This window comes from Halomonas aquatica, from assembly GCF_040196335.1.
In the GTDB taxonomy this organism is placed as follows: domain Bacteria; phylum Pseudomonadota; class Gammaproteobacteria; order Pseudomonadales; family Halomonadaceae; genus Halomonas; species Halomonas aquatica.
The window spans coordinates 238,659-258,836 of sequence record NZ_JBEGCJ010000005.1 but is presented as its reverse complement, the minus strand read 5'-3'; the positions used below and the strand labels follow the sequence as shown (position 1 = coordinate 258,836).

Here is a 20,178-nt window from a genome sequence, read left to right as displayed (position 1 = left end):
CGGTTCCCGGCCAGACTACCCCCCCGCACCCCGGGCGCGGACTGGGCATGCGTCGTATCCGTCGTATCCATTTTGTCGGCATCGGAGGGGCGGGCATGTGCGGCATCGCCGAGGTGCTGGCCAACCAGGGGTACACGGTAAGTGGCAGCGATCTGAAGGCCTCGCCGGTGGTGGCCCGCCTGCGGCAATGCGGCATCCGCGTGGCCCTCGGTCATTCCGCCGACAATGCCGTGGATGCAGACGTCGTCGTGGTCTCCACCGCGGTGGACGAGACCAACCCCGAGATCCGCTGGGCCCACGAACACCGTGTGCCGGTGGTGCGCCGTGCCGAGATGCTCGCCGAACTGATGCGTTTCCGCCACGGCATCGCCGTGGCCGGCACCCACGGCAAGACCACCACCACCAGCCTCACGGCGACCCTGCTCGGCGAGGGTGGGCTCGACCCGACCTTCGTGATCGGCGGGCGGCTGACCAGCGCCGGCACCAATGCGCGGCTGGGAGAGGGTGACTACCTGGTGGCGGAGGCGGACGAGTCGGATGCCTCCTTCCTTCACCTGCAGCCCATGGTGTCCATCGTCACCAACATCGATGCCGACCACATGGCCACCTACGGAGGCGACTTCGAGCGACTGAAGGGCACCTTCATCGAGTTCCTGCACAACCTGCCGTTCTATGGCATGGCGATCCTGTGCATCGATGATGTCCATGTGCGCGGCTTGCTCGATCAGGTCAGTCGACAGTTCTTCACCTACGGTTTCAGCGAGGACGCCGACTACCGCATCGAGGACTTCATCCAACTGGCAGGCGAGGTACGCTTCACCGCCGTGCGGCCGGAAGGGCTGGCGCCGCTGAAGGTCCGCCTCGCCATGCCGGGGCGCCACAATGCCCTCAATGCCCTGGCGGCGATCGCTGCTGCCAGCGATGCCCGTGTGGCTGATGATGCCATCCTGCGCGGCCTGGCGAACTTCGCAGGTGTGGGGCGCCGCTTCCAGGTGCATGGCCACTACCTGGCCCCGGAGGGCGAGGGCCAGGTGATGCTGGTGGACGACTATGGCCATCATCCCCGTGAGGTGGAGATGGTGATCGACGCGGTCCGGGCGGGTTGGCCCGAACGGCGTCTGGTGATGGTCTACCAGCCGCACCGCTACTCGCGGACCCGCGATCTCTACGAGGACTTCGTGCGGGTGCTTGCCGGGGTCGACACCCTCTTGCTGCTCGATGTCTACAGCGCCGGGGAGGCGCCGCTTGCCGGGGCCGATGGTCGCACCCTGGCCGGTTCGATTCGTCAGCGTGGTGCGGTCGACCCGATCTTCGTTCAGGACAAGAGCGAACTGCCGGCGCTGCTCGCGAGGGTGTTGCGTCCCGATGATATCCTGATCACCCAGGGGGCAGGCGATGTGGGGGGGATTGCCCAGCGGCTGGCCGATGCTGCCCTGAATCTCGACGAGGTGACACTATGATGCACGATGTGGGCCGGGTGGTGGTGCTCTTCGGCGGGAAGTCAGCCGAGCGTGAGGTGTCGCTGAAGAGTGGTGCCGCCGTGCTGGAGGCGCTGAAGCGTTCGGGGGTGGACGCCATCGGCTACGACCCGGCTGATGGCGGACTGTCGGGCCTCGAGGCCCTGGCACCGGACCGTGTCTTCATCGCCCTGCATGGCCGTGGAGGCGAGGACGGCACCCTGCAGGGGGCACTGGAGCTGCTGGGCATTCCCTATACCGGCAGCGGGGTGCTGGCCTCGGCGCTGGGCATGGACAAGCAGCGCACCAAGCTGGTCTGGCAGGCGCTGGGTCTAGCGACCCCTGAGAGCGTGATGCTCGGGCCCGACGCCGACTGGCAGGCGGTAGTAGAACGTCTCGGCCTGCCGCTGATCGTCAAGCCGGTTCACGAGGGCTCGACCCTGGGCATCAGCATCGTCGGCAGCCGCGACGCCCTGGAGGCGGCCTATCGCGATGCGGCGCGCTTCGATGCCCGGGTGATGGCCGAGCGCTTCATCGAGGGAGCGGAGTACACGGTGCCTCTGCTCGGCAGCGACGTCCTCCCGGCCATCCGTGTCGAGGTCCCGGGCGGCTTCTACGACTACGAGGCCAAGTACGTTTCCAACGACACCCTCTATCACCTGCCTTGTGGCCTGTCCGCTGACGAGGAGGCCGAACTCGCCGCCCTCTGCAGTGAGGCCTTCGCGGCCATCGGCGCCGAGGGGTGGGGACGAATCGACGTGATGCGCGACGGCCAGGGGCAGTTCTGGCTGATCGAGGTCAATACCGTGCCGGGGATGACCGACCACAGCCTGGTGCCCCAGTCGGCGGCCCACGCCAACATCGATTTCGATGCCCTGGTGCTGCGCATCCTCGCTACCTCCGGGGAGCGCTGCTAGTCCATGGCGGCTCGTGGAAGTCTCGTCGGGGTGCTGCTGCTGGCCCTGCTGCTGGGAGCCGGGGGCCGGGCCCTTTGGGTCTGGCTGGACCGCCCCATCGAACGGGTCTCGGTGCGTGGCGACCTGCAGTATGTCAGTGCCGACTATCTTCGTGCTCGGCTGGCGCCACTGATTCAGGGACAGACCTGGCTCTCCGCCGACCTGCCGGCGCTGCGTCGTCGGGCCCGGGAAATCGGATGGTTGAACGAGGTTCGTGTCAGCCGTGAGTGGCCTGATGCCCTGAGCTTCGACCTGGTCGAGCAGGTGCCGGTAGCGCGCTGGAGCGACGGGCGCCTGCTCAATCCCGAGGGCGAGCCCTTTGCCTTCGGTCCGGTGGAACCGCCCGGCGACCTGCCGGACCTTGCCGGTCCGCCCGACAGCGGCGGCGAAGTCCTTGAATACCGAGCTCGGCTTGCCTCGCAGCTCGCCGCCCTGGGGATCGAAGTGCGGCAATTACGTCTCGAGCCGCGTGGGGCCTGGCGTTTTCAGCTCGATAGCGGGGTCTGGGTGATGCTCGGCCGCAACGACCGCGCCTCCCGCCTGGGCCGTCTGGTTGCCGCCTGGGAGCGTGAACTGGGTCCTCTGGCATCGCATATTCGTTACATTGACCTGCGTTATCCCAACGGGGTCGCCGTGGCCTGGCATGGAGAAACCGAACCTCTCGAGGAAGAGTCAGCGGCAGACGGTTGACGGGTTTATTTAACAAATCTCCCGCTATCGCGGCATTTCGGGTGTTTCTTTCGCGGCAAAATCGCCGTATCGTGTCCGGTGTTTTAACAAAAGGGCTGGTGGAACAAGTCAAGTTGTTCCTATAATTGCCCAAGGCCAACTTTTCACGATTAATCTTTCCCTTTGGGGTCAGGTTCGAGGAGACTTCCCGACTCATGGCAGGTCCATCCAATGCGTCCAATATGGTAGTCGGGCTGGATATCGGAACATCCAAGGTCGTGGCGATCGTGGGACAGCCTACCGACGATGGCGGGATCGAAATCGCCGGTATCGGCTCACACCCTTCACGCGGCATGAAGAAGGGTGTGGTGATCAATATCGAGTCCACGGTGCAGTCCATCCAGCGTGCTGTTGAAGAGGCCGAACTGATGGCCGGTTGCGATATCCATTCCGTTTATGTGGGGATCGCCGGCAGTCATATCAGTTCAATGAATTCCGATGGCGTGGTGGCAATCAAGGAGCGCGAAGTTGCCTCCTCCGATATCGACCGCGTCATCGACTCCGCCAGGGCCCGGGCCATCTCCGAGGGGCAGCGGGTGCTGCATGTCCTTCCCCAGGAGTTCGCCATCGATACCCAGGGGGGTATCCGGGAACCGCTAGGCATGTCCGGGGTCCGCCTCGAGGCCCGGGTCCACCTGGTCACCGCGGCCCTGAATGCCGTTCAGAACATAGAGAAGTGCGTGCGACGCTGCGGGCTCGAGGTGGACTCGATCATCCTGGAGCAATTGGCCTCCAGCCACGCGGTCCTTACCGAGGACGAGCGCGAGCTCGGCGTCTGCATGGTGGACATCGGCGGCGGAACCACCGACATCGCGGTGTTCACCGAGGGGGCCATTCGTCACACCTCGGTGATTCCCATTGCCGGCGACCAGGTCACCAACGACATCGCCATGGCGTTACGTACGCCCACGCAGCATGCCGAAGAAATCAAGGTCAAGTATGCCTGCGCCTTGACCCAGCTTGCCTCCAGTGACGAGATGATCAAGGTGCCAAGCGTGGGTGACCGGCCGGCGCGGGACCTTTCCCGCCAGGCGCTGGCCGAGGTCGTCGAGCCCCGCTACGAGGAACTCTTCACCCTGGTGAGAGACGAGCTGCGTCGCAGCGGCTACGAAGATCTCGTCGCCGCAGGCGTGGTCCTGACCGGGGGTACCTCTCGCATGGAAGGGGTGGTCGAGCTGGCCGAGGAGATCTTTCACATGCCGGTACGTATCGCCTGCCCACAGAATGTACGCGGACTGGCGGACGTGGTGCGCAATCCGATTTATTCGACGGGTGTTGGTCTGCTGCATTACGCTCTACAGGAAACCCGTAAGGGGCATCGGCGCCGGGAGGCTGGTGGCAGCATTGCGGCGCTGCCGAGGCGTGACGACATCACACGACGTGACGTGGGGGAAGGGATTCCGGCGTTGGCAAGAATCAAGGGCTGGTTCAAAGGAAATTTCTGACAGGGCCGCGGTTGCGGTCCAGGAGACGGGACTCATGTTCGAACTGGTAGATAGCGCACCCTCTAGCAGTGCAGTCATCAAGGTCATTGGCGTCGGGGGCGGTGGCGGCAATGCCGTCAACCACATGGTCGAGAGCAACATCGAGGGCGTCGAGTTCATCTGCGCCAATACCGATGCCCAGGCCCTCAAGCGAGTCGCCGCCAAGACCGTACTCCAACTCGGCAGCGAGATCACCAAGGGCCTCGGGGCCGGCGCCAATCCCGACGTCGGCCGACAGGCCGCCATGGAAGATCGAGAGCGCATCGCCGAGCTGCTCAGCGGGGCCGACATGGTCTTCATCACTGCCGGCATGGGCGGCGGGACCGGCACCGGTGGTGCTCCCATCGTCGCCCAGGTGGCCAAGGAACTGGGCATTCTCACCGTCGCGGTGGTCACGCGTCCCTTCCCGTTCGAGGGGCCGAAGCGCATGCGCGCCGCCGAGGAAGGCATGAAGGAGCTTTCCGAGCATGTCGATTCGCTGATCACCATTCCCAACGAGAAGCTGCTCTCGGTGCTTGGCAAGAGCGCGACCCTGCTGACTGCCTTCAGTGCGGCCAACGACGTACTGCTGGGCGCCGTTCAGGGGATCGCCGAACTGATCACCAGTCCCGGCATCATCAACGTCGACTTCGCCGACGTGCGCACCGTGATGTCCGAAATGGGCATGGCGATGATGGGCACCGGCGGGGCCACCGGCGAGAATCGCGCTCGCGAGGCCGCCGAAAAGGCCATTCGCAGCCCGCTGCTTGAGGACATCGACCTGCATGGCGCTCGTGGCATCCTGGTCAACATCACGGCCGGTCCGGATCTCTCCATCGGTGAGTTCAATGATGTCGGCGCCACCGTCCAGGAATTTGCCTCCCAGGATGCGACCATCGTGGTCGGCACCTCCATCGACATGGACATGACCGACGAGCTGCGTGTCACCGTGGTCGCGGCCGGTCTCGAAGGCAATAAGGCCCAGAAGTCGGCCGCCCGCGAGGCCTCGCATCGTAGCGAAGCCGGCAGCTATCGTCAGCGCCCCCAGGCGGCCGCCAGTCGCGCCCAGGCCACGGCACCCAAGGCAGAACCTCAGGAGGCGTCTCGGCCCCAGCCGGAGAAGCGCCAGTCCCAGGAACTCGATGACTATCTGGACATTCCTGCCTTCCTGCGCCGTCAGGCCGATTGACCTGACCCATCGTGGGAACAGCGGGTGCCAGGTGATCTTTCTTTGTTGAAACGGCCGTTCGGTGTTATAGTGAACGCTGTTTGATAACCAACGACTGCCTGGCGACTGCCCATGATCAGACAACGAACCCTCAAGAATGTCATCCGCGCCACCGGCGTCGGCCTGCACTCCGGCAAGAAGGTCTACCTGACACTTCGGCCGGCACCGGTCGATACCGGGATCGTCTTCGTGCGTACCGACCTCGAGCCCGAGGTGCAGATTCCGGCCCGTGCCGAGAACGTCACTGACACCACCCTGTGTACTGCGCTTTCCGCGGGCGGGGCCAAGGTCGCCACCGTCGAGCACCTGATGTCGGCGTTTGCCGGCCTGGGGATCGACAACGCCTATGTCGACGTCAGTGCCCCCGAGGTACCGATCATGGATGGCAGTGCGGGTCCCTTCGTCTTCCTGATCCAGTCGGCAGGCATCGCCGAGCAGGGTGCGCCCAAGCAGTTCATTCGCATCAAGCGCGAAATCGTGGTGCGCGAGGACGACAAGGAGGCGATCTTCCTGCCCCACCAGGGCTTCAAGGTCTCCTTTGCCATCGACTTCGACCACCCGGCCTTCGAGGATCAGTCGCAGACCGCCATGGTGGACTTCTCCACCACTTCCTTCGTCAAGGAGGTGTCCCGGGCGCGGACCTTCGGCTTCATGCGCGACCTGGAGTACCTTCGCTCCAACAACCTGGCGCTGGGCGGCAGTCTAGACAATGCCATCGTGGTCGATGATTACCGCATCGTTAACGAGGGCGGTTTGCGCTACGACGATGAATTCGTCAAGCACAAGGTGCTCGATGCCATCGGCGACCTCTACCAGCTCGGCCACAGTCTGATCGGCGAGTTCCGCGGCGTGAAATCGGGCCATGCCCTGAACAACCAGCTGTGTCGCGCGCTGCTGGCCCAGCCGGAGGCCTGGGAGCTGGTAACCTTCGAGGGCGACGCCGAGAAGTCGCCGATCTCCTACGCTGCCCCTGCCATGGCCTGAGGCGTCTAGTTTCCCAAGGCAGTCTTCAGGACGCCGCCACCCGGGAGGGTGGCGGCGTCCTCGTGTCGGGTCATTGTCTTCCGGAATTCTCGGCGTGGGCAGCCAGGCGCTCCAGGGCGTTCTTGAGCCCGGGGTCGTCGACATCGGCGGCACAGCTGGATATCTCGTCGGCGGCCTTCGCCGGCATGCGACGCACCTGGCGCATGGGGGCCCGGGTCGGACGCACCGGACGAACCTTGAGGGTGAATCCTGTGACTGCCTCGAAGCCCGGCAACTGGTGCAGCAGATCGAGCAGGCGGGGCTGTTCATAACGCAGCCGGGTCAACCAGGCGGCGCGGTCGGTAATGAGGGCCAGCCGCCCCTGGTGATAGCCGCCCACGAAGAGGTGCTCGCGCATCTCCTCGGGTAGGTGACCACGCAGGTGCTCCTGGGCACGCTCGACCAGGGTGGCCATGCGCATCAATGCCCCCAGTTCGCCGTGACCTTCCAGCAGCCGGGACATGGGCTGTGCTCTGAACCGCTTAACCTTTATACTCATCAGCCTGATTCTCGGGGCCTGACCCTGACGTTACGCGTAGGCTGCCATCACCCAGGCGGCCTTCGAACAGCCAGAGCCTAGCACGCACCGGAGACCGTCGACAGCATGCCAGCCGCCATCACCGACAACTGCGCCGGCCTCCAGGGAGCGCGGCGCATGCGCCGCGCGACACGCTGGTGGCTGGCCGGCCTTCTGGTCGGCTGCCTGCTGCCGACCGGCCTGGCCCATGTGGAGTCCCTGCGGCCCGTCGAGCGCGCCGCCCAGATCAGCATCCTGGTGCCGGCCTTGCTGCGCGTGCGTTCCCGCCTTCAGGCCCGTCGTCGGGCCCTGGTGCGCTGGGTCCAGCGGATCGTCGTCTGGCCAATGGCGGCGTGGGGAGCCTGCATCCGCCCTGTCGCTGTGACCTACCCTCCGGTCGCCGCCCATGACGTCCTGTCGCGTCGTGGCCCTCCCGTGCGCCGGTAATGAACAGTCTTCGGAGATGTCGCGGGCCGATGTTCGCGACACGATGCCACATGCAGCAACTGGACCTTTCATGATCAACAACCTGTTACGCAAGGTCGTCGGCTCCAAGAACGACCGCGACGTCAAGCGCATGAGCCGCGAGGTGGCGGACGTCACCGGCCTGGAAGCCGAACTCGAGTCTCTCGACGAGACCGCTCTGAAGGCCCGTACCGGCAAGTTTCGCGAGCGCCTCGAGGGAGGCGAGTCTCTCGACGCCCTGCTTCCTGAAGCCTTCGCCACGGTGCGTGAGGCCAGCCGGCGTGTCATGGGCATGCGACATTTTGATGTGCAGATGGTTGGCGGTGTCACCCTTCACCGCGGCCGCATTTCCGAGATGAAGACCGGTGAGGGCAAGACGCTGGTGGCGACCCTGGCGGTGTATCTCAACGCCCTGCCGGGCAAGGGTGTGCACGTGGTCACGGTCAACGACTACCTGGCACGTCGTGATGCCGAATGGATGCGTCCGCTCTACGAATTCCTCGGCCTGTCGGTGGGGGTCATCTACTCCGGCCAGTCGTCGGAGGAGAAGCGCCACGCCTACGGCTGCGACATCACTTACGGTACCAACAACGAGTTTGGCTTCGACTACCTGCGTGACAACATGGCCTTCTCGCTGGAGGAGAAGGTGCAGCGTGATCTGCACTTCGCCATCGTCGATGAGGTGGATTCGATCCTGATCGATGAGGCGCGCACCCCGCTGATCATCTCCGGGGCGGTGGACGAGAATACCGAGCTCTATGAGGTGGCCGAGCGCCTGGCACATCACCTCGAGCAGTGCAGCGACGAGGAAGATCCCGAGAGCGGCGACTTCACCCTCGACGAGAAGCAGAAGCAGGTGGAACTCACCGAGGGTGGCCACCACAAGGTCGAGGGACTGTTGCGCGATCAGGGCCTGCTTGGCGAGGAGGACTCTCTCTATGCCGCCCAGAACCTCAACCTTCTGCAACACATGCATTCGGCGCTGCGCGCCCGCCACCTCTACCATCGGGACGTGGATTACATCGTCAAGGATGGCCAGGTAGTAATCGTCGACGAGCACACCGGCCGCAGCATGCCGGGGCGGCGCTGGTCGGAGGGCCTGCACCAGGCCGTGGAGGCCAAGGAGGGTGTGCCAGTCCAGCGCGAGAGCCAGACACTGGCCTCCACGACCTTCCAGAACTACTTCCGACTCTACGATAAGCTCTCCGGGATGACCGGCACCGCCGATACCGAGGCCTTCGAGTTCCGCCAGATCTACGGTCTGGACGTGATGGTGATTCCCACTAACCGGCCGCTCATCCGCCAGGATCTCAACGACCTGGTCTACCTCACTGCCGAGGAAAAGTTCGAGGCGATCATCGAGGACGTTCAGACGCAGACGGAGGCTGGTCGTCCGGTGCTGGTCGGTACGGCCTCCATCGAGACCAGCGAGTACCTGGCCAACCTGATGAAGCAGGCCGGCATGGCCTTCAACGTGCTCAACGCCAAGCAGCACCAGAGCGAGGCGGAGATCATCGCCCAGGCCGGCCGTCCCGGCGCCGTCACCATCGCCACCAACATGGCCGGTCGCGGGACCGACATCGTGCTCGGCGGCAACTGGGAGGCCGAGGCCGCCAAGCTGGAGAATCCGTCGGAGGCCCAGCTCGAGCAGCTCAAGGCGGAATGGCAGGCTCGCCACGATGCGGTGCTCGAGGCCGGTGGCCTGCACGTGGTCGGCTCCGAGCGTCACGAGTCTCGGCGCATCGACAATCAGCTGCGAGGCCGTGCCGGTCGCCAGGGCGATCCGGGCTCCACGCGCTTCTTCCTCTCCCTGGAAGACAACCTGATGCGGCTGTTCGGTTCCGACCGTGTCCAGCGCCTGATGCAGGCGCTGGGGCTGGAACGAGGCGAGGCCATCGAGCACAAGATGGTCTCCAACGCCGTCGAGCGGGCGCAGAAGAAGGTCGAGGGCCGCAACTTCGACATCCGCAAGCAATTGCTCGAGTACGATGACGTGGCCAATGATCAGCGTCGGGTCATCTATGAACAGCGCAACGAGATTCTCGCGGCCGACGATGTCTCCGACAGCGTCATTGGCATCCGCGAGGAGGTGCTGGACCTGGCCATCAGCGAGTTCGTGCCGCCCCAGAGCCTGCCCGAGCAGTGGGACCTGGCCAGCCTCCAGGATCACCTGAAAGGAGAATTCAACCTGGAGGCCCCGGTCGTCCAATGGGCCGAAGAGGACGACCGCTTCCACGAAGAGCAACTCCGAGAGCGGCTCCAGGTTATGCACCGTGAGGCCTACGAGGCCAAGGTCGCGGAAGCCGGCGAGACACTGATGCGCCGCTTCGAGAAGCAGGTGATGCTCCAGGTGCTCGACACTCGCTGGAAGGAACACCTGCAGTCCATGGATCACCTGCGCCGCGGGATCCATCTGCGTGGCTACGCCCAGAAGAACCCCAAGCAGGAATACAAGCGCGAATCCTTCGAGCTGTTCCAGCACCTGCTGACCAACATCAAGGCCGACGTGACCCGGATTCTCAGTCATGTTCAGGTACGCCGCCCCGAGGAGGTCGAGGCCCTGGAGCGCCAGCGTCGCGAGGCCCTGGAGCGCGAGAAGTCCACGGCGTCGAGCCGTCATGACGAACCTTCCATGGCCGCCGGCCAGCAGGATGAGGCCCCGCCCGCTCCGGCCCCTGGTGCCGACGGTCGCCCGCTGCGTCGCGAGGGCCCCAAGGTAGGACGCAATGATCCTTGCCCTTGCGGGTCGGGCAAGAAGTACAAGCAGTGCTGCGGGAAGCTGAACTGAGGTGACAGGCCGGTAAGGCCCCCGGCCGGAAAAAGGAGACAAGACGATGGCAGTGGGCGAGACACGTTTTCCGGAGATGCCGGAGATCGAGGGGCTGCGACTGGGGGCCACCATGGCTGGCATCAAGAAGCCCGGTCGACGTGATCTGGTGGTGATCGAGATCACCGAGGGGGCCCGGGTGGCAGGCGCCTTCACTCGCAACGCCTTCTGTGCGGCACCGGTGACGGTGGCGAGAGAGCACCTCTCTGCCTGCACGGCCCGTGGTGAGGCCCCGCGCTATCTGGTGGTCAATACCGGCAATGCCAATGCCGGGACCGGTGAGGCAGGATTGCACGACGCCCGCGCTACTTGTGCCGAGCTTGGGGGACTGGTCGGGGTGGGGGCGGAGCGTGTGCTGCCGTTCTCTACCGGGGTGATCGGCGAGCCGCTTCCCATGGACCGCCTGCTGGCGGGCCTGCCCGGCGCCGTCCAGGCCCTCGATGACGGGTCCCACGCCTGGCAGGCGGCGGGCGAGGGCATCCTCACCACCGATACGCGTGCCAAGGGCGCCAGTGTGACCCTGGCGCTGGGTGACGAGACGGTGACCATCAACGGCATCGCCAAGGGCTCGGGGATGATTCGTCCCGACATGGCCACCATGCTCGCCTTCGTGGCCACCGATGCCGCCATCGAGCCGTCCCTGCTCGACCAGCTTCTGCGCGAGGCGGTGGAGCGCTCCTTCAATTGCATCACCGTGGACAGCGACACCTCGACCAACGATGCCTGCATGCTGATCGCCACCGGCCGCGGCGTTTCTGTGGTCGATGGTGAGGCGCTGACCCGCTTTCGTGAGGGGCTGCTGCAGGTGATGACCGAGCTGGCCCAGGCGGTCATCCGTGACGGCGAGGGCGCGACCAAGTTCGTCACCCTGCAGGTCGACCGGGCCCGAAGCCGGCGTGAGGCCCTGGACGTGGCCTTCACTGTGGCACACTCGCCGCTGGTGAAGACGGCCCTCTACGCCAGTGATGCCAACTGGGGGCGCATCCTCGCCGCAGTAGGGCGCGCGCCCGTCGAGGACTTCGACGTGAACCGGGTCACCATTGATCTGGGCGAGGTGCGGTTGGTCGAGAACGGTGGCCGAGCCTCGGGCTACACCGAGGAGGCAGGCAGCGCCGTGATGGCCCGCGAGGAGATCGATATCCGCATCGCCCTGGGGCGCGGCGAGCAGGGCGCCACGGTCTGGACCTCGGACCTGTCCCACGAGTACGTGACCATCAATGCCGACTATCGCAGCTGACCGACGCGATCGGTCGGCAGCCAGACAGAAACCCCGCGCGGCGGCAAGGCCGCGTGGACCAGCGGGTAGGAGTCAATGAACGCAATGGTGAAGAGAAGGGTGCATGTGGCGGCGGCCGCCATCATCAGTGGCGACGGCCGTGAGGTGCTGCTCGCCCGTCGTCCCTCCAACGTCGATCATGGAGGCCTCTGGGAGTTTCCCGGCGGCAAGCTGGCGCCCTATGAGACCGGTCTGGAGGCGTTGAAGCGCGAGCTCCATGAGGAGCTCGGCGTCGAGATCCGGCGGGCCCAGCCGCTGATCCGCATCCACCATGAGTATTCCGACAAGCACATCCTGCTGGACGTGTGGCAGGTGCACGACTTCGCCGGCGAGCCGTTCGGTCGCGAGGGACAGGCCGTGCGCTGGGTCCCCATGACCGAGCTGGTGAACTACCCCTTCCCGGCGGCCAACCTGCCGATCCTGCGTGCGGTGATGCTGCCCACCGAGTACCTCATCACTGGAGAGGAAACCGACGAATCACTGTTTCTCGAGCGTCTGGTTCGCGCCCTGGACGAAGATGGCGTTCGCCTGGTCCAGCTACGTGCCAAGTCGTTGGGCGAGGCACAATACCTGAAGCTTGCCGAGCAGGCCCTGGACATCTGCCGGCAAAAGGACGCCCGGCTGGTGCTCAATGGCGAGCCGTCGTTGCTGGAGGTCGTGGACGCCGATGGCATCCATCTGACGAGCGATCGGCTGATGAGCCTGGAGCGGAGGCCGCTGGCCGAGGGGAAATGGCTCTCCGCCTCGACCCATGATCGCCGCCAGCTGGCACAGGCGCTCCGCATCGGCTGCGACTTCGTGACCCTGTCGCCTCTTCGGACCACACCATCCCATCCTGAAGTCGCGCCGATCGGCTGGCACGATTTCCAGCAACTGGTGGAGCATGCCGGCATGCCGGTCTTCGCCCTGGGCGGCATGACCCGCTTCGATGCCCGCCATGCCCGGGCCGTGGGTGCCCAGGGTATCGCCTCGATCCGCGACTTCTGGAAGTAATCAGCGCCGAGCTGAAAGCGCCAAGCAAAACCCCGGAGGTCGCCCTTCGGGGTTTTGCCGTTGCTGGGGGAATCCTGGGCTTGCTTGGCCGCTTGGCCGCTTGGCCGCCTAGTCCCGATAGCGCCGGGTCAGGTTATGATAGGCGTCGATTCGGCGGTCACGAAGGTAGGGCCAGATGCGGCGCACCTGCTCGCTGCGCGCCATGTCCAGGGTCACCAGCATCCGCTCGGCCTCCTCGCCGGCGTGGGCGAGGAGCTCACCCTGGGGCCCACAGATGAAGCTGCCACCCCAGAAATCGATGCCCGGCGTCACGCCGGAGGGGTCCGGCTCGTGGCCGATCCGGTTGGCGACGATCACCGGCAAGCCGTTTGCCACCCCATGGCTGCGCTGGATCAGGGTCCAGGCGTCCTTCTGGCGCTGCTTCTCCGGGTTGTCGTCCGGCGGATGCCAGCCGATGGCGGTGGGGTAGAGCAGCAGCTCCGCACCGGCCAGGGCCATCAGCCTGGCGGCCTCGGGATACCACTGGTCCCAGCACACCAGCACGCCGAGCCGGCCAAGCGAGGTGTCGATGGGCGTGAAGCCCTGGTCTCGGTTGTCATCCTGGTCCCCGGGGGTGAAGTAGAACTTCTCGTAGAAGCCTGGGTCGTCGGGAATATGCATCTTGCGATAGTATCCGACCCGGCCGCGCTCCCGGTCATAGACCACGGCGGTGTTATGGTAGAGGCCGGGGGCGCGACGCTCGAACAGCGATCCCACCAGCACGATGTCGAGTTCCTTCGCCAGGGCCGCGAGCCGGGTGCCGGTCGGCCCGTCCAGGGGTTCGGCCAGGTCGAAGACGTCGGTGTCCTCAGTCTGACAGAAGTAGTGGGTGGCATGTAGTTCCTGGAGCATCACCAACTGGGCGCCGGCGGTGGCCAGCTCGCGGATGCCGGCCTCGCTCTCGGCCAGGCTCCTGGTCTTGTCGGGCCAGGCAGGCTGCTGGACCAGGCCCACCTTCAGGGTGCGGGTCATGGGGCTCTCCTCGTGGGTGATGGCCTGGGGGCGTCGGCCAGGCTGCCGGCGGGCAGCTGCATGGTCAGGCAATGCAGGCTGCCATGCTGGCGGATCACGCTCAGGCAGTCGATGGGAATGATGTCACGGCCCGGGAAGGCACCGGCCAGGGCGGTGAGCGCCCGGGTGTCGGCGGCATCTCCGTAGGTCGGGACCAGCACGGCGCCATTGATGATCAGGAAGTTGGCATAGGTGGCGGGCAGGCGGTGGCCGTCGACCGGGTCTTGGCAGGCGCGCGGCCAGGGCAGAGGGATCAGGCGGTAGGCCTCGCCGTCGGAGCGCCGCAGGGCCTGAAGCTCGGCCTGCATGGCGGCGAGCGCCGGGTAGTGGGGGTCGCTCGGGTCATCGCACTGCACATAGGCCAGGGTGGCCGGGTCGCAGAAGCGGACCAGCGTGTCGACATGGCTGTCGGTGTCGTCACCTTCCAGGTGGCCGCTGCCCAGCCACAGCACCCGCGTGACCCCGAGCTCCGCCTTCAGGCGCGCCTCCATGGCCGCGCGGTCGAGGCCGGGGTTGCGATTGGGGTTGAGCAGGCAGGCTTCGGTGGTCAGCAGGGTGCCCTCGCCGTCGGTGTCGATGGCTCCGCCTTCCAGCACCAGGTCGCTCGAGGTCAGCGGGCAGGCGAAGGTGCCGGCCTGTGCCAGGCGGCGGGTCAGGGTGTTGTCTTGTAAAGCCTCGTACTTGCCGCCCCAGCCGGTGAAGACGTAGTCGAGCAGCATCGGCTCGCCGTCGCGGGTCACGGCGATCGGGCCATGGTCGCGGGCCCAGGTGTCGTCGGCGGGGGCGACCACCAGGCGGAGGCGGGCGGGATCGACGCCCAGACACTCGAAACGATGGGTCAGGTGGGTGCGGGTGGCTGCGTCCGGCACGGCGATCAGCACGGCCTCGTAGCGGGCGATGGCCACCACCATGGCCTCCAGGGTGGCCTCGATGCGTTCGAGCATGGGGCCCCAGTCGCTGTCGGGGCTGGGCCAGGTGAGTTGCACGGCATCCTGGGGGTGCCATTCGGGAAGCAGGCGATGGGCCATGGGTGCGGATCTCTTGCGGGTCGTCTCGGGTCGTGCCGGCGCAATGTAGGCCGCCATCGGCAATGATGCAATGATCGCGCAAGCGGGCGCCGCCGGCGATGCAGCAGATGCCAAAAAACCGTACCATGGGCGCCCGCCGACAAGGAATGTTCCCATGCTCGACCGCCTACCCTTCCTGATCGGGTTGCGCTATGTGCGCGCCAAGCGTCGCAACCACTTCATATCCTTCATCTCCCTCACCTCCATGCTGGGCCTCATGCTGGGGGTCGCGGTGCTCATCCTCGTGCTTTCCGTGATGAATGGCTTCGACCATGAGCTGCGGACCCGGGTGCTGGGGATGGTGCCCCACAGCAAGATCGAGTCTCCGGGAGGGCTCACCGACTGGCGTCCCCTGGCCGAGCGCCTCATGGAGCGTGAGCGGGTGATCGGCGCCGCCCCCTATGTGGAGCAGCAGGGCATGTTCTCGGTGGGTGGTCGCAACGAGGGCGCCATGGTCAACGGCATCGACCCCGAGTGGGAGAGTCGGGTGTCGATCGTCGACGAGAACATGCGTCTGGGAAGGCTCGACGACCTGGCGCCGGGCGAATGGAAGGTCGTGCTGGGGTCTATCCTCGCCCGCCGCCTGAGCGTCGGGGTAGGGGATCGCGTCACGCTGCTCGTGCCCGAGGCCTCGATCACCCCGGCCGGCGTTTTCCCGCGACTCAAGCGTTTCACGGTGAGCGGCATCTTCAGCGTCGGCGCGGACCTGGATGCGACCCTGGCCTATGCCCATATCGAGGACATGCAGACCCTCGCACGACTGGGTGACGCCGTGGGCGGCCTGCGCCTCGAACTTGACGACCTGTTCGCCGCGGGCAGCGAGACCCAGGCGATCATCAACCATCTCGGCGCCGGGTACCAGGGGCTCGACTGGACCTACTCCCACGGCAACCTCTTTCAGGCGATCCAGATGGAGAAACGCATGATCGCGCTGCTGCTGACGGTCATCATCGCCGTGGCGGCCTTCAACATCGTCTCCACCCTGGTGATGGTGGTCACCGACAAGCGGGCCGACATCGCCATCCTGCGCACCATCGGTGCCACCCCGCGCTCGATCATGGGCATCTTCATGGTCCAGGGGCTGGCAATCGGGGTGATCGGTATCCTGGTCGGGGTCGTGCTGGGCGTGCTGCTGGCCTTGACCGTGTCGGACCTGATCGGCTGGGTGGAGAGCACCTTCGGCATCCACTTCCTCGATGCCGGTGTCTATTTCATCAGTGAGCTGCCGTCGAAACTGATCTGGTCGGATGTGCGCAACATCGTGACTGCGGCCTTCGTCCTGACCTTCCTGTCGACCCTGTATCCGGCCTGGCGGGCCGCACGGGTCCAGCCTGCCGAGGTACTGCGCTATGAGTGAGACGGCCATGACGCCACGACACGATGCGACCTCCCGAGCGGAGCGGGTGATGCTCGAGTGCACGGATCTGACTCGCATCTATCGCGAGGGCCCGCGGGACCTCACCGTGCTGGACGGGCTGGAGATGCGGGTGCTGGCCGGCGAGCGGGTCGCCGTGGTCGGCAGCTCCGGCTCCGGCAAGACCACGCTGCTGAACCTGCTGGGCGGATTGGATCGTCCCAGTCGCGGTGAGGTGTGCATCTCCGGCGAATCCTTGCTGGCGCTGAATGACGCCGACCTGGGACGATTTCGTAACCGCCATATCGGCTTCGTCTACCAGTTCCACCACCTGCTGGCGGAGTTCACGGCGCTGGAGAATGCGGCCCTGCCGCTGATCGTCCGGGGGCAGCGCAAGCGTGTTGCCGAGGATCGTGCGCGTAAGCTTCTGGAGCGGGTCGGCATGGCCGAGCGGGCCGATCACAAGCCGGGCGAGCTCTCCGGGGGCGAGCGTCAGCGTGTGGCCATCGCCCGGGCGCTGGTCACCGACCCGAGCCTGGTGCTGATGGACGAGCCCACCGGTAACCTGGACCAGGTCACCGCCGCGAGCATCCTGTCGTTGATGGACGAGCTGGCGAGCAGTGCGGCCTGTGCCTTCGTGATCGTCACTCATGATCTCGGCCTCGCCGCCCATCAGGACCGCGTGCTCAAGCTCGACGGTGGACGCCTGGTCGAGCAGCCTCCTCACGCCTGAGCTTGCCCTGTCTCGCGGCGTATATGCGGCCGGCGCCCTGGCGTCGGCCGCTGTCGTTGCCGTCTCACTCTTCCGGGGTGGCCTTGCGAGGTCTCCGCCGCCGGCGGGTACGCTCCCTCCAGCTCCGCGATACCTGCCAGCGCCACACCAACCGGATCGCCAGGTTGGCCAGGGTGGCGATGATCACGGCCGCGACCAGCGAGCCCAGCGCGAGCGCCGGGAGGATGTCCACCAGCTGCTCGGCGATCCACTGTGTGGAGATCCGGTTCGGCGCCTGCCGAACCGGCATGTCGAGCAGCCAGGCCCCAAGGCGATAGTTGCCGAAGAAGATCAGCGGCAACGTCAGCGGATTGGTGATCCACACCAGTCCAATCGAGAGCGGCAGGTTGCAGCGCAGCAGCCAGGCGCCGAAGGCGGCTACCAGCATCTGGAAGGGGATCGGCAGCAGGGCGCTGAACAGCCCCACGGAAAAGGCATTGGCCACGCTGCGCCTGGTCAGCACCCACAGCGAAGGATTGCCGATCAGGTGGCTGATGAAGCGCAGTGAGCGCCGACGCCTGAGGGCATCTGGATGGGGCAGGTAGCGCTGCAGCAGTCTGCGCGGCATGAAGACGAGCTCGCGGCCTTGAAACCCGAGCTATTATCCATAGAAGTCGCGTGCCTCGCCATGATGCCTTTCGATGTCTCGCCGCGCAGGGCGGAAGGGCGCGCGCTCGCCGTTCAGGGACGAAACCATGCCGTTGGGTCTGGCCATTCCTCTGGCCCTTGCCGTGCTGGCCGGCGCGCTGGGAGGCCATCTTGCCATGCCGGGGACCGCCGAGGTGCTGTCGGTCGTCCTGCTGATGGCCCTGGCCGGACGTCGCCCAGGTGTCGCCCTGGGTCTGGTGGTATCTGCCGTGATCGCCGCTCAACTGCTGATGGTAAGGGGCGGCGAGCTCGCCCCGGGACTGACCCGCCAGGACCTGCGTCTCGAGGGGCGCCTGGTCTCGGTGAGTCGGGACGAGGGCCTGACCCGGTTGCTCCTATCGGTGGAGGATTGTCGAGCGCTGGCGGTCGGGTTGCCGGAGTGTGACGACCTGGCCCGGGTGCGACTTTCCTTCTACGACGCCCCCGCCCTGGTGGCAGGGGAACGCTGGGCACTGACGGTGCGCTTGCGCCCGCCGGGAGGCTTCGCCAATCCCGGTGCCTTCGACTACCGCGCATGGCTGTGGCGGGAGGGTATCCAGGCCAGCGGCTATGTGCGCCGTGACCCGCCTTCGCGGCGTCTCGCCGATTCCGCCCCCTCGCCGCGCCGGCTCGCCCTGGACCACCTCGACGAGCAGGGGCTGACTTCACGCCATGCACGATGGCTGGCGGCCCTGACGCTGGGGGCGAGCGAGCGGCTCGAGCAGGCCGACTGGGACTTGCTCAATGCCACCGGCACCACCCATCTGATGGTGATCTCCGGTCTGCATGTGGGGCTGGTGGCCACCTTTGCCCTGTGGCTCGCCCGCGGACTGGCCCGCCTGGTTACGCCCGCTGCCTGGCGCCTGGCGGTCTGGCCCTGGTGGCTTGCCGGTGCGTCGGCAGTGGGGTATGCCGTGCTCGCCGGCCTGGAGCCCCCCGCCCTGCGTGCCATGATCATGACCCTGGTGGGACTGTGGGTGGCCAGTGGGCGACATGCTCCAGGTCCCTGGCAGGCCTGGTGGCTGGCGTTGGGGCTCGTGCTGATGGTCGACCCGCTGTCGGCCTGGCGTCCCGGCCTATGGCTCTCGTTCGGTGCCGTGGCGTTGTTGATCCTGATCTGGCAGGGAAGGCCCCGGCCGCAGGGTACGACCGGTTGGCTGTGGGCCCTGGTTCGCTCCCAACTGCTGCTGGCGCCAGTGATGGCCGCCGCCGTGCTGCTGGCCTTCGATCGGCTGGCGCCGGCGGCCCCCCTGGTCAACCTTCTCGCCGTCCCGCTGGTCAGCAGCCTGCTGGTACCCCTGGGGCTGCTCGGCTGGCTCACGGCCTGGCTGCCTCCACTCTCGTCCTTTTGCTGGGGCCTGTTCGGCCTGCTTGTCGATGCCCTGGCCGGTGTCCTCCACATGGCGGCTACCTGGCTGCCGCTGTGGCGACCGGATCCACGGCAGGTGCTCCCGATCGGACTGGCGCTGGGGTTCTCAGGCCTGCTGTGGGCGCTGCCGGGCCTGACCCCGCGCCTGCGCCTGGCGGCAACGGGCATACTGGTGCTGGTGCCACTGGCCCTCTCTTCGACGTCGCCATTCCCCGTCGAGGGGCTGCTGCGGGTCCGGGTCCATGACGTGGGCCAGGGCCAGCTCATCGAACTTCGCACGGCCGGTTATCGCGCCCTCTACGATACCGGGCCACGCTTCGGTTCCGGCTATATGCCGCTTGGCTCGCTATGGCCACCGGGTCAGCATTTCGACGACGTCATCGTCAGTCATGCCGACCAGGATCATGCCGGCGGCCTGCCGGCCCTGCGAGAATCACATCGGGCGGCGCGCCTCCTGGCTCCCCCCGGCGAGGCCCTCGGATTACCAGCGGAGCCTTGTGCGGCGGGTCAGATGTGGCGACACGATGGCGTGACCTTCCGTATCCTCTGGCCGCCTTCGGATACCACGGAGCTCTCCGCCAATGACCGCTCCTGCGTGCTGCTGGTCAGCGTCGGCGACCAGCGATTGCTGATCACCGGTGATGTCGGCCGCGACGCCGAGCGGGGCTTCCTCGGCGATCTCGAGCCGCAGGTGACGTTTCTGGTGGCGGGGCACCATGGCAGCGCCACCAGCTCCGGTGTTCAGCTGGTGCGTCGACTGGCCCCGCGCCACGTGATCTTCAGTGCGGCGCGGCACAACCCCTTCGGCCATCCGACGGACAGCGTCGTGCGCCGATTCCGCGATGTGGGAAGCTGTCTCTGGAGCACCTCCCGAGATGGCGCCGTGACGCTGTGGCTCGGCGACGATGCGCACCGGAGGGTCATCGCCGAGCGGCCGGTGATCTGGCGGCGCGGCGGTGTCGGAGTCGACTGCCTTGCGTTAGAATCGCCTCACTGATATCTGAC

The 20,178-nt window shown here is 66.2% G+C and carries 17 protein-coding genes; 13 read left to right on the top strand and 4 right to left on the bottom strand.

What is annotated here, in order from left to right; genetic code table 11:
- The first annotated feature begins 47 nt into the window (after positions 1-47).
- The 6 genes from murC (at position 48) to lpxC (ending at position 6,817) form a co-directional block, all read left to right on the top strand.
- Positions 48-1,460 carry a UDP-N-acetylmuramate--L-alanine ligase gene (murC, locus tag ABE960_RS12385; protein WP_349762773.1) on the top strand — a complete coding sequence of 471 codons (1,413 nt, stop codon included), beginning with the start codon at positions 48-50 and terminating at the stop codon, positions 1,458-1,460.
- A complete protein-coding gene (locus tag ABE960_RS12380; RefSeq protein WP_349762588.1) occupies positions 1,457-2,374 on the top strand; it encodes a D-alanine--D-alanine ligase in 918 nt (305 codons plus the stop codon). The genes murC and ABE960_RS12380 overlap by 4 nt, the downstream gene beginning before the upstream one ends.
- 3 nt (positions 2,375-2,377) lie before the next feature.
- A complete protein-coding gene (locus ABE960_RS12375) occupies positions 2,378-3,103 on the top strand; it encodes a cell division protein FtsQ/DivIB (RefSeq protein WP_349762587.1) in 726 nt (241 codons plus the stop codon).
- 194 nt (positions 3,104-3,297) lie between these two features.
- Complete coding sequence (gene ftsA, locus ABE960_RS12370) at positions 3,298-4,587, top strand: cell division protein FtsA (protein ID WP_349762586.1); 1,290 nt, start codon at positions 3,298-3,300, stop codon at positions 4,585-4,587.
- 34 nt (positions 4,588-4,621) lie between these two features.
- Positions 4,622-5,794 (top strand): cell division protein FtsZ, encoded by a 1,173-nt coding sequence (ftsZ, locus tag ABE960_RS12365; RefSeq protein WP_349762585.1) that lies wholly within the window; start codon positions 4,622-4,624, stop codon positions 5,792-5,794.
- A gap of 111 nt (positions 5,795-5,905) precedes the next feature.
- On the top strand, positions 5,906-6,817 hold the full coding sequence (gene lpxC / locus ABE960_RS12360; RefSeq protein ID WP_349762584.1) for a UDP-3-O-acyl-N-acetylglucosamine deacetylase: 912 nt from the start codon (positions 5,906-5,908) through the stop codon (positions 6,815-6,817).
- 70 nt (positions 6,818-6,887) lie between these two features.
- Here the strand turns inward: lpxC and ABE960_RS12355 are convergent, their stop codons facing one another.
- A complete protein-coding gene (locus ABE960_RS12355; protein ID WP_349762583.1) occupies positions 6,888-7,319 on the bottom strand; it encodes a DUF721 domain-containing protein in 432 nt (143 codons plus the stop codon).
- A gap of 141 nt (positions 7,320-7,460) precedes the next feature.
- Here ABE960_RS12355 and ABE960_RS12350 point away from each other — a divergent pair, with 141 nt between their 5' ends.
- The 4 genes from ABE960_RS12350 to ABE960_RS12335 all read left to right on the top strand — a co-directional run bounded on the left by ABE960_RS12350 (position 7,461) and on the right by ABE960_RS12335 (position 12,934).
- A complete protein-coding gene (locus tag ABE960_RS12350; protein ID WP_349762582.1) occupies positions 7,461-7,820 on the top strand; it encodes a hypothetical protein in 360 nt (119 codons plus the stop codon).
- Between the two features lie 70 nt (positions 7,821-7,890).
- Entirely contained in the window at positions 7,891-10,626 is a 2,736-nt protein-coding gene (gene secA, locus ABE960_RS12345; RefSeq protein ID WP_349762581.1) for a preprotein translocase subunit SecA, read from the top strand.
- Positions 10,627-10,672: 46 nt separating this feature from the next.
- Entirely contained in the window at positions 10,673-11,902 is a 1,230-nt protein-coding gene (argJ, locus tag ABE960_RS12340; RefSeq protein ID WP_349762580.1) for a bifunctional glutamate N-acetyltransferase/amino-acid acetyltransferase ArgJ, read from the top strand.
- 84 nt (positions 11,903-11,986) lie between these two features.
- Positions 11,987-12,934: a Nudix family hydrolase gene (locus tag ABE960_RS12335; RefSeq protein ID WP_349762579.1), complete on the top strand. Its 948-nt coding sequence runs from the start codon at positions 11,987-11,989 to the stop codon at positions 12,932-12,934.
- 108 nt (positions 12,935-13,042) lie between these two features.
- On the opposite strand, the gene ABE960_RS12330 is transcribed toward ABE960_RS12335, so the two are convergent.
- Complete coding sequence (locus tag ABE960_RS12330) at positions 13,043-13,945, bottom strand: carbon-nitrogen hydrolase (protein ID WP_349762578.1); 903 nt, start codon at positions 13,943-13,945, stop codon at positions 13,043-13,045.
- The gene (locus ABE960_RS12325; RefSeq protein ID WP_349762577.1) at positions 13,942-15,012 is read right to left on the bottom strand and encodes an agmatine deiminase family protein; all 1,071 of its coding nucleotides are present in this window, start codon (positions 15,010-15,012) and stop codon (positions 13,942-13,944) included. The genes ABE960_RS12330 and ABE960_RS12325 overlap by 4 nt, the downstream gene beginning before the upstream one ends.
- Positions 15,013-15,166: 154 nt before the next feature.
- Here ABE960_RS12325 and ABE960_RS12320 point away from each other — a divergent pair, with 154 nt between their 5' ends.
- Positions 15,167-16,408 (top strand): lipoprotein-releasing ABC transporter permease subunit, encoded by a 1,242-nt coding sequence (locus tag ABE960_RS12320; protein ID WP_349762576.1) that lies wholly within the window; start codon positions 15,167-15,169, stop codon positions 16,406-16,408.
- 7 nt (positions 16,409-16,415) lie between these two features.
- Positions 16,416-17,138, top strand: a complete 723-nt coding sequence (locus tag ABE960_RS12315; RefSeq protein WP_349762575.1) for an ABC transporter ATP-binding protein — start codon at positions 16,416-16,418, stop codon at positions 17,136-17,138.
- Positions 17,139-17,202: 64 nt separating this feature from the next.
- Here the strand turns inward: ABE960_RS12315 and ABE960_RS12310 are convergent, their stop codons facing one another.
- Positions 17,203-17,745, bottom strand: a complete 543-nt coding sequence (locus ABE960_RS12310) for a DUF2062 domain-containing protein (RefSeq protein ID WP_349762574.1) — start codon at positions 17,743-17,745, stop codon at positions 17,203-17,205.
- 127 nt (positions 17,746-17,872) lie between these two features.
- On the opposite strand from ABE960_RS12310, the gene ABE960_RS12305 reads away from it, so the two are divergent.
- Positions 17,873-20,170: a DNA internalization-related competence protein ComEC/Rec2 gene (locus tag ABE960_RS12305; RefSeq protein ID WP_349762573.1), complete on the top strand. Its 2,298-nt coding sequence runs from the start codon at positions 17,873-17,875 to the stop codon at positions 20,168-20,170.
- Positions 20,171-20,178 lie beyond the last annotated feature (8 nt).